Here is a 9,295-nt window from a genome sequence, read left to right as displayed (position 1 = left end):
TCATGGTCCTGGCTGTACATGTGGTCAATAGGACCAATGAGTAGATTTAATAATGAAGGTGTCTCTCAATCGAGGCACCTTTTTGATTAAGCTTGTAACCACTTTTGAAACTTATCAAATTGCTCACTAGCGTCCTTCAACCCAAGTTCATATAGCTTGGTTAATTTTACGGGATTCCTCTCAACGCGTCCTACCTCAAGTGGTTCAGTTGGACTAATCACAAAAATTCTCCCCGCTTTTTCTTCTTGATCTAAATACGCAAGGGTCTCATTATAACGGATATATCGTGTTTCCATTGCTTGTACCAGGTTCGGATATTTCTTATATGGGCGCCTGACCAACCACGACATATTTGACTTCTTTTTCGAATAACCACGATTACGGGTTAAAATAACCACATTTTTTGAATTCCCATCCTGTTGCGCTTTTATTAATGGAATCGGATCCGTAATGCCTCCGTCCAATAATTTTTTCCCTTTGAATTCAATAATTGGCGCAACAAATGGTAATGAGCTTGAAGCTCGAATGACTTTAAGCATGCCATTTCCATAATCCTCTTTTTTAAAATATACCGGCTCCCCTGTTTCACAATCGGTTGTTCCAACCACGAATTCTTCTTTTGATTGATAAAATGAATCATAGTCGTAAGGTACATGTTTATTTGGAATTTCATCAAAAATGAAATCCATCCCGAATAACTGTTTATGCTTTACAAAATTACGAAATGATAAATAGTTTGGGTGATTGACATAATCAATATTAACCGTACGATTTCGTCCCACTTGTCTAGAAAGATAAGACGCAGCCATGCACGCTCCAGCAGAAACGCCAATAACATATGGAAAATATAAATTTTGTTCCATAAAATATTCTAGAATGCCAGCGGTGTATACCCCGCGCATTCCTCCACCTTCTAAAACCAACCCTACATCTTTCACTGTTTTTTCGCTCCTTTTACAGTCTCTTCTTTAATAAATATAAAAAATTTTTAAAGGGTTGTCACATTTTTTACAAATATTTATAAAAGAATATCTATGAAAACGCTTTACATCTGAATAAAAGTACGGCAAAATATAAAAAAATGGTTTTTTTGTAAATAAAAACACATATGGTCTATATTGAAGATTCATAGAATGCTATGGAGGGTGACATTATGAAAATTGCAGAAATTGGGGATATCATAGAGTTCAAAGAGGGTCTTAAAGGCATCGTAGAAAAGGTGAACGAAAACTCAGTTATTGTTGACTTAACATATATGGATAATTATAGAGATCTAGAGTTAGAGAGTCGTACAGTTGTTAATCATAAAAACTATAAGATTGTCACAACAATCTAATGGAAAGGGAGCTGATTTTAAATCGGCTCCCTTTTGTATTTAAGCACCCAATGATTTATTTTTCATAAATTTAGGTTGAATTGATGTTAATAATTTTGATTTTGAGAACGAGTAGATTAATAGTGCCGTCCAGATGCAAAGGAAGGTAACAAAATGAACCTTGGTGAAATGCTCATGATATAAAAATACTCCCAATAGAAGACTGATTGTCGGCGCAATGTATTGAAGAAGTCCAATCACAGAAAGTGGAATTCTATTTGCTCCAGCAGCGAACCACAGTAATGGTAAAGCGGTAATAACCCCTGCCCCCATTAGCAATAACCGCACATCAACGCTTGCTCCTGAAAAGGAATCGACTCCTCCCTTAAAAAGAAACGTTAAATAAAGAAGCGCAATCGGTGCAACCACCATCGTTTCCATCGCTAATCCAAGCAACGAATCGAGCTTTACAAGCTTTTTTGTTAGCCCATAAAAACCAAAGCTTAGTGCAAGCGTTATAGCAACCCAAGGAAAACTTCCAAATTGAATGGTTAAAATAAGAACTCCAAGACCGGCTAACGCAAATGAAATCCCCTGCCAAAACATGAGACGTTCCTTAAGAACAATAATGCCTAAAAGTACACTAACCAAAGGGTTAATGTAATACCCAAGGCTTGCATCGATAATATGATTCGTATTTACTGCCCAAATATAAGTAGCCCAGTTGACTGTAATTAGGATGGATGAAGCCAAGATCCCAACGAGCTTTAGTTTGTTTTTGAAAATATCTTTTAGACTTGTGATAAACTGCTTCCCTTTCTTTGAAACAAGAATGATCATAAGTACAAATACAAGTGACCACACTATCCGATGTGCGAGAATCTCAAACGCAGGGATATAGTCAATTATCTTCCAATAAAGAGGCAGTACCCCCCATGCGATATAGGCAATCGTGGTGTAAATGATTCCTATTTTATATTCCCTCATATCATCTCGACCCATCATGATCCTTCTTTCCAATTCAATTTATGTCATTTATTTAATCAAATGCGCCTTAACGTATTTGCGCCCAGATTTTTAGGCCCACAGGANNTGCTCGAAAAATTTCCATTGAAAATCTGTGGCATCCTCCGAGGCAATTAACTTTATTTAGTCGAACCTTGACTGAATAAAGTTAATTATATTTCGGTTATCGATATTTCTCAATGAAAATGAATTGGAAATTGGGATTTTTAGGTGGGAATGTGGCTTTTGCTGGTATGTATGGACACCACGTTCCATTTTTTAGGAAAATAGTGGTACTCCAAGGCCCCTATGGGTATTCCACATTCCACTTTTTAGGAGGTTCATGGCATTCCAAAGCTTCTGGAAGTACACAAAATTCCATTTTTAAGGAGATTAATGGTGCTGCAAGCATTTTTACACTTTCACTTTTGGGTGATTATGGAAAAACCTTTTGCATACATCGCTTTTATACATCACTTTTGGATAAAAATTGGATAAACATTACAAAAACATCTTTTATATCACCACTTCTGGATAACTCCGGAAATACTCAATCCATAAAAACGCACACCCCCCAAACAGAGTGTGTGCGTCGCGTTCTTCTTATTCTTTTGTATCCTTGCCAGCTTCTTCTGCCAGTTGATCAAATGATTTCACTTTTCCATGTGGATTTTGCGATTGTTTTCGAACTGTCCATTGACGCTCTTGTTGGCGCTTTGATTGTGTCATATAGAACATCTCCCTCCTTCAGAATTAGGATGAGTCGCCAACGAATATTTATTCTAAAAAATTCTCCTTCATGATAAAATGTACAGCGATACATCCTAACAAAAGAGGCAGATGCAAATGCAAAAAAACTTTTTTCTACTATTTATTCCAGTACATATTTTATTAGCGATAAGTTTTTTATCAAAAATCCCATTTTGGATCATGTTTACGATATCCTTTTTTCTTCTATCCGTTACCGCAATCCAATATGGAAAATTTGAATTCAAAAATTTTTCAATATTAAATATGATAATCGCGATACTTTCCGGGCTTTTTATGTACGGACTCTTTTTTATCGGAAAAATAGGCACCGCAAGCCTGTTTCCAAATGAATTAACTGATGTTGCAACTTTATATATAAAGATTCAGCCTCAGCTCACTTGGCATTATATTGCGCTATTTCTCATCATCATTCCAGGTGAGGAGCTTTTTTGGAGGGGCTATATTCAAAAGTATGTTGAGGATAAACTTGAGAGCAAGCTAGTAGTAATCGTCATATCCTCCCTTATATATATGTCTGCAAATATTTATACCCTTAACCCATTATTCTTACTTGCTACATTTGCTGGTGGAGTGGTTTGGGGAACATTATATATGTGGAAACGAAATATCGTTCTAACGATCATTTCCCACCTTGTTTTCAATTTATTTTTGCTCGTGCTTTTACCTATCTTTTAAATGAGGTGTTTCAATATGAAAAAACGTAAAAAAAGGAAATCGAAGGATGGTAAGTATACCTTTTCCGATTTCCTAGCCGATGTGTTTTTCGCGATACCTGAAATTATCATTTTTCCATTTCGTATCCTTTTTTATTTAATTAGAGGTCTTTTCAGGCAGATCTTTGATTTCATAAATTAATTAATTTTTTCAGGTATACCTGCAACATATGGTTTATCTTTTGTGGATAAGTAAAACTCCTCTTTTGCTCGTTCGAGTACATGATCTTTATTTAGTAATAAATCATACGCCGATAATGCCATTGTTTGTGCGGCTAAGTGCATTCCCTTAAAACCGATTGAGGCACCAAAGGAAGCTGTTGCCTGCCAAGAATGTAATTGCACACCAACAGGGGCACATGTTGTCATAATTGTCCCAACTGGTGTAATCCAGCTAACATCCCCAACATCGGTTGAACCTGCCAATGTTTTCCCTTTTGTTTGTTTATCATTTTGATATGTCACCGGGAGAAGTTCATTATTTAATCGTTGCGCGATTTTTACGATATTCAAATCTACAGTTTTTACTAATTCCCGAGCAAAGTCCTCTTCTTCTTCGGTAAACACTAAAGGATCAGCTAATTTCATATTTTCATACATAAGGTCATTTAGAGCTTCATTTGGTAGAGTGTCATATGGAAATGCATCAATTTCTGAACGAACCTCTGTTTCAGTCATTAGAGCTGCCCCTTTTGCAATATTTTTAACCCTTCTAAGGATGTCTTCCACTTGTTCCTTTGTGGACGCCCTTAAATAGTACCAAACAGTTGCATGCTCCGGGACAATATTTGGAGCAAGCCCCCCATTTGTAATGACATAATGAATTCTTGTACCATCAACAACGTGCTCTCGTAAATAATTAGTGCCCACATTCATCAATTCAACAGCATCTAACGAACTTCTCCCAGCATGTGGTGCAGAAGCCGCATGTGCAGGAATCCCTTTAAAATGAAACTTAATCGATACCATAGCTTGCATGCCCATATTTACTACCATGTTTGATGTCCATGGATGCCAAGTTAACGCACAATCTAAATCGTCAAAGACGCCTTCCTTTGCCATATACGTTTTACCAGATAATACTTCTTCAGCAGGACAACCATAATAACGAATTGTACCTGTTAGACCTTTTTCATGCATTACTTTTTTTAAAGCTACAACTGCTTCTACGCCAGCGGTGCCAAGTAAATTGTGGCCACAGCCGTGACCTGGGCCGTCTAATTCAACCTGTTCTTGAATGGTTCTTACGGTTTGGGAAAGCCCAGGTAATGCATCGTATTCACCTAATATCCCAATTATCGGCTTACCTGAACCGTATTCAGCAATAAATGCTGTAGGAATTCCGCCAATCGCGGATTGAACTCGAAATCCTTCTTCTTTTAGTTTTGATGCTTGCAAATTACTTGCAAAGCTTTCTTCATAAGCGATTTGAGGATTCTCCCAGATTTTTTTTGCCATTTCGGTAAAGCCAGACCGATTGCTTCTAATCCATTGCAATATATTTTGTTTACTCATCTTTTACATCCATCTATTAATGGATTTCACCCCTTCTCCCCAAAATTCCATCTCTGCCAGTTAATTAGTAACAGCTAATTATTTTTCTCTTGTTTCTTGATCTTCTCTAAAAGTAAACAAACAACAACTGTTCCGAGGATGCAGAGAAATGTTTGAAAGGCACGGGGAACAGGACCTAAATTTACAAATAAACCAAATGCGATTCCGATTACACCATATAACGGTTTCTTTATAGCGAATTGAGCAATAACTCCACCAAAAATAGCGGGAAGGACTAAGCCAAGGTTATTTATAATTGATTCTGGCAGGATAGATAGGATGTAGGAACCGCTTAGTATTGTTAAAATAACAACTATAACATTCACAATAGATGCCGTCGCAATTGCTAATGAAGCAGTGATCTCCCCCTTTTTGGTTCCTGGTTCTGCACCAACTACACGTTGAGCAACCGATGCGCAAGGAAGACACATGTTTCCAATATTACCTATTGTAAAGGCTTGATATGTACCAGACACACCTAAAACAGGATAATAGCTAATCGGTTCCAATACCCAAACAAACATAATAATAGCTGCATATGCAGTCAATCCTGAAATAATCGGAGACCAGCCAGGATGATACCCAAGAACAAACGAAAGATAAAGGGGCACAATTATACTTATTGCAATAACTGCCCATATTGTTAAACGCCCCCAAAAATGAGACTTTGCTTGGAAGGTGTCAAAATCCATTGCTGGAGCCTGTGTACCTGAAATAGCTTTGTTTAAGGATAAAGTATTTCCCTCTCTATTAGCTTGCATTTAGTTCTCCTACCTTTCTTTTTATGAAATAAAGTAACCAGCAATCATCCCCACTATAATAACCAGTCCTAATGACCATTCTTTTAACCATCTCAATTGGGATTTATCACCTATCCATATAATGATAGGCATAGCAATGAAGGCAACAATAAAGACTATGAATTCACTTATACCTTTTACCATTTCTGCCCCACCAAGGTAACTAAAAGCCCCTATCATTGCAGCAACAGAAATTGTGCTTAACATCTTGACGTTTTTTGGATTAGCTTCAGCTTTTTTCTGTATTTTTCCCAGTGACTTTGTAAAGAGAGCGACAAATAACATCCAACCCATCCCGCCAACGCACATTACCCAAACAGCAGCTGTAAAAGCTTGTAGCGTATAGTTAGGCGATCCTAAATCAACCCCAGCGGCTTGTGAACCAATACTTGCTCCTACTGTTTCGATTGCGGCTGAACCAATAATAGCCATTCGTATTAATGTAATGGGATTTCCAATTAAAGCAATCATGGAAATAGCAATAACAAGGATTGCTATTGCTGGTCCAATAGCACTAATTGCACCAGCCCTTATCGCAGATTTTACTTCCGAAGAAGTCATACCGACAGATTGACTTGTTTTTGTTGAAAGTCGAATAAAAGTGATAGACTGAAAGATTACAATACCAACAACTAATAAAGCAAAAATCCAAAGTGGTAAGCTATTTGCTGTTTTCATTACCGTTTCCAAATTCAAAATAATCTTCCTCCTTTTTACTTATTTTTTGGTAAATTGACTGCTCTTGGATTGTTCTTATTTCCTCCTCTCTTATAAGTAAGCGCATTCAATTATAGGTTGGTCAAAGATTCTATATTTTCTAATTTTTATAATAATTTATTGATTCATCCATTACAATGTATTATATTACATATATAATTCAGAAAAGGCGGAACTTTCTATATAATTTAGCGATGTGGAGGTTACGATGATAACAAATCAACTACTACTTTCCTATTTAGATAAAGGGTTTAAGAAATCTTCATATGAAATTTGGGTTCAAAAACCACATGATTCTTCCTTCCAACTCATGCATAAAAAAGGGAACTTGAAAATAGAAGATCTTACTCTGTTAAAATCGAGCCGTGAAGCCAAATACAGTATCTTTACAGATGAGTCATATTTATATATCTCATTTACCTACCTAAATGGGTACCATGTGCTACTTCGCTCCAACTGTATTACTTCACCCTTCGATGAAAGAGATTTGAATTATTTATACATTTGCTTCGAGCTTTTGGACGCTAAAAGCCAGATTCAATCAAAAGATGCGGAACTTGATGTATTGATTGAGGGAATACGGTCAGTCTCTTCATCCCTTGTCCTTGATGACCTACTAGAGAGAATTGTTAAGAATGCATTATCAGTAATCCCTGTGGCAAATGCAGGGTATCTCCAGCTTTATGATCCTCATGAAGAGATCATTATTACGAAAACTAGTGTTGGTTTTGAACCAATCATTGGAAAGCTTAAAATGGGTGTTGGGGAGTCTATTACAGGGATGGTTTTTAAGGAAGGGAAACCATTAATCTACCATTCTACGGAACTGATTTATAATAAAATGAGCGAAAATGCCATTTCGCCGGAAAACTTACAGATTATCAACTCTTCATCAAAAGGGAAAGTTATTCAAGCCATAGTAAGTGTCCCCATTTCCATTGGAGATCAGCGTATCGGGGTGATGACCATTCACCAATTTGATAAGAAAGGAAAATTTACAGATGATGATGTAAGACTTTTACAAGGTTTTGCTTCACAGGTTGCAATTGCAATCCAAAATGCACGTCTATATACGGAAGTAAAAGAACAATTACAAGAGCTTTCAAAAAGAAACGAAGTCCACAATACACTTATAAAATTCTCCTTACAAAATAAAGGCTTGAAAACAATTGTAAAAGAAATAGGAAAAATGATAAATGGGAATGTTTCCTTTTATGATTATTTAGAAAATGATTGGTACCACAATCAAGCGAGTCAAAAGAATTATTTTAGTGTTGACGAAATTTCTTGGATTTTTAAAAATAGAAGACACGCAGTTTTCGTAGAATTACGGAAGCCTATCGAAGAAAAATATTATTTATACCCCATCATTAATGGTACCATTTTTCTCGGTTGTTTTATTTTACCCTATTCTACTTCTTTATCGATTATTGACCGGATAGTAATTGAGCAAGGAGGAGCAATACTCGCCCTTGAACTTGTAAAAAAACATACATTGGAAGAAATCTATTATAAGAAAACACATGAATTTTTTAATGAGATTATAAAAAGTAGAGAACCAGAAACATTAATTGCAAAAAGAAAAGAATTTAACCTAATTCTTTCCCATACTTTTTTTGTTATGGTCATAGAACTTGTGAATTATAAGGATTTATATAAACTTGGTGCAGATATTCACAGCATCATCTCATTGATTAAAAAGAATGTACTAGAAGTGAGACTCGTCTATGGATTTCATAATAAAATCATTTTACTCGTTTCTTTAACTGACAGTTCTTTATTTGATGATTCGATAAAGAGACTGAAAACAATTATTCATGACTGGACCAATAATAACGACACATTCGTATGTGTAGGTATCGGTTCAAATAAAAAAGGAGCTTATCATATTGGGAAGAGTTATGAGGAAGCAAAGAAATCAGTTGCTTACCTAGTCAATAAGAAAGAAACTGGTATCATTACGTATGAAAGTATCGGGGTTAATCGACTATTTATTAATCAGGACACAAATGAAATAAAGGAATTCATAAATGGATTTTTTCAACCATTAAATACCCCAAGATCAAGGAAAAATGATTTAGAACTGACATTGTTAACATATATAAGGTTAAATAAATCCATCAACGAAACAGCGAAAAACCTTCACGTTCATATTAATACGTTATATCAACGTCTAAAAAAAATCGAGGACATTCTAAATTTAAGTTTTAATGATCCAAAAGATTTTCTGAAAATCCAATTGGCCTGTCACCTAAAAGAATCATTTGCATATTCCGATGAGATTCATTAATTCATTTATGTTGAAAATAAAATGAAGAAATAAAGAGGCTTGCTTACTAACCTCTTTATTTCTTCGGAAGTTGTTTCATTGGTCTCGCTAACAGCACCAACAAAATCAAACTCATATACCCAAATAACGG

The 9,295-nt window shown here is 35.8% G+C and carries 9 protein-coding genes; 3 read left to right on the top strand and 6 right to left on the bottom strand.

Annotation, left to right across the window (positions count from 1 at the left end; genetic code table 11):
- Positions 1 to 86: 86 nt before the first annotated feature.
- Positions 87 to 938, bottom strand: coding sequence for a patatin-like phospholipase family protein (locus tag V7147_RS13745; protein WP_335368417.1), 852 nt, complete (start codon positions 936 to 938; stop codon positions 87 to 89).
- A gap of 215 nt (positions 939 to 1,153) precedes the next feature.
- Between V7147_RS13745 and V7147_RS13740 the strand changes: the two genes are divergently transcribed.
- Positions 1,154 to 1,336, top strand: coding sequence for a YkvS family protein (locus V7147_RS13740; RefSeq protein ID WP_116351004.1), 183 nt, complete (start codon positions 1,154 to 1,156; stop codon positions 1,334 to 1,336).
- Positions 1,337 to 1,375: 39 nt separating this feature from the next.
- Here V7147_RS13740 and rarD read toward each other — a convergent pair whose 3' ends face one another.
- Together rarD and V7147_RS13730 are read right to left on the bottom strand one after the other, a co-directional pair.
- Positions 1,376 to 2,317, bottom strand: a complete 942-nt coding sequence (rarD, locus tag V7147_RS13735) for an EamA family transporter RarD (RefSeq protein ID WP_335368416.1) — start codon at positions 2,315 to 2,317, stop codon at positions 1,376 to 1,378.
- 606 nt (positions 2,318 to 2,923) lie between these two features.
- Entirely contained in the window at positions 2,924 to 3,049 is a 126-nt protein-coding gene (locus tag V7147_RS13730) for a DUF6254 family protein (RefSeq protein ID WP_245864251.1), read from the bottom strand.
- Between the two features lie 117 nt (positions 3,050 to 3,166).
- Between V7147_RS13730 and V7147_RS13725 the strand changes: the two genes are divergently transcribed.
- Positions 3,167 to 3,766 (top strand): CPBP family intramembrane glutamic endopeptidase, encoded by a 600-nt coding sequence (locus V7147_RS13725; RefSeq protein WP_335368415.1) that lies wholly within the window; start codon positions 3,167 to 3,169, stop codon positions 3,764 to 3,766.
- A gap of 176 nt (positions 3,767 to 3,942) precedes the next feature.
- Here the strand turns inward: V7147_RS13725 and V7147_RS13720 are convergent, their stop codons facing one another.
- From V7147_RS13720 to V7147_RS13710, 3 genes are all read right to left on the bottom strand, one after another.
- Positions 3,943 to 5,319 carry an amidohydrolase gene (locus V7147_RS13720; RefSeq protein ID WP_335368414.1) on the bottom strand — a complete coding sequence of 459 codons (1,377 nt, stop codon included), beginning with the start codon at positions 5,317 to 5,319 and terminating at the stop codon, positions 3,943 to 3,945.
- Between the two features lie 74 nt (positions 5,320 to 5,393).
- Entirely contained in the window at positions 5,394 to 6,119 is a 726-nt protein-coding gene (locus V7147_RS13715; RefSeq protein WP_335368413.1) for a small-conductance mechanosensitive channel, read from the bottom strand.
- A gap of 21 nt (positions 6,120 to 6,140) precedes the next feature.
- Positions 6,141 to 6,854: a DUF5058 family protein gene (locus tag V7147_RS13710; RefSeq protein WP_335368412.1), complete on the bottom strand. Its 714-nt coding sequence runs from the start codon at positions 6,852 to 6,854 to the stop codon at positions 6,141 to 6,143.
- Between the two features lie 229 nt (positions 6,855 to 7,083).
- On the opposite strand from V7147_RS13710, the gene V7147_RS13705 reads away from it, so the two are divergent.
- Positions 7,084 to 9,165, top strand: a complete 2,082-nt coding sequence (locus tag V7147_RS13705; protein ID WP_335368411.1) for a helix-turn-helix domain-containing protein — start codon at positions 7,084 to 7,086, stop codon at positions 9,163 to 9,165.
- Positions 9,166 to 9,295 lie beyond the last annotated feature (130 nt).

This window comes from Bacillus sp. JJ1521 (assembly GCF_036965165.1).
GTDB lineage: Bacteria > Bacillota > Bacilli > Bacillales > Bacillaceae_L > Ferdinandcohnia.
Note: the sequence above shows the minus strand (reverse complement) of the source record. Positions and strands in the feature narration are given on the sequence as shown.

Excerpts from the sequence above, each read along its gene's own strand:
- V7147_RS13740 (WP_116351004.1), top strand. The coding sequence starts at position 1,154 with ATGAAAATTGCAGAAATTGGGGATATCATAGAGTTCAAAGAGGGTCTT.
- rarD (WP_335368416.1), bottom strand. The coding sequence starts at position 2,317 with ATGGGTCGAGATGATATGAGGGAATATAAAATAGGAATCATTTACACC.
- V7147_RS13730 (WP_245864251.1), bottom strand. The coding sequence starts at position 3,049 with ATGACACAATCAAAGCGCCAACAAGAGCGTCAATGGACAGTTCGAAAA.
- V7147_RS13725 (WP_335368415.1), top strand. The coding sequence starts at position 3,167 with ATGCAAAAAAACTTTTTTCTACTATTTATTCCAGTACATATTTTATTA.
- V7147_RS13720 (WP_335368414.1), bottom strand. The coding sequence starts at position 5,319 with ATGAGTAAACAAAATATATTGCAATGGATTAGAAGCAATCGGTCTGGC.
- V7147_RS13715 (WP_335368413.1), bottom strand. The coding sequence starts at position 6,119 with ATGCAAGCTAATAGAGAGGGAAATACTTTATCCTTAAACAAAGCTATT.
- V7147_RS13705 (WP_335368411.1), top strand. The coding sequence starts at position 7,084 with ATGATAACAAATCAACTACTACTTTCCTATTTAGATAAAGGGTTTAAG.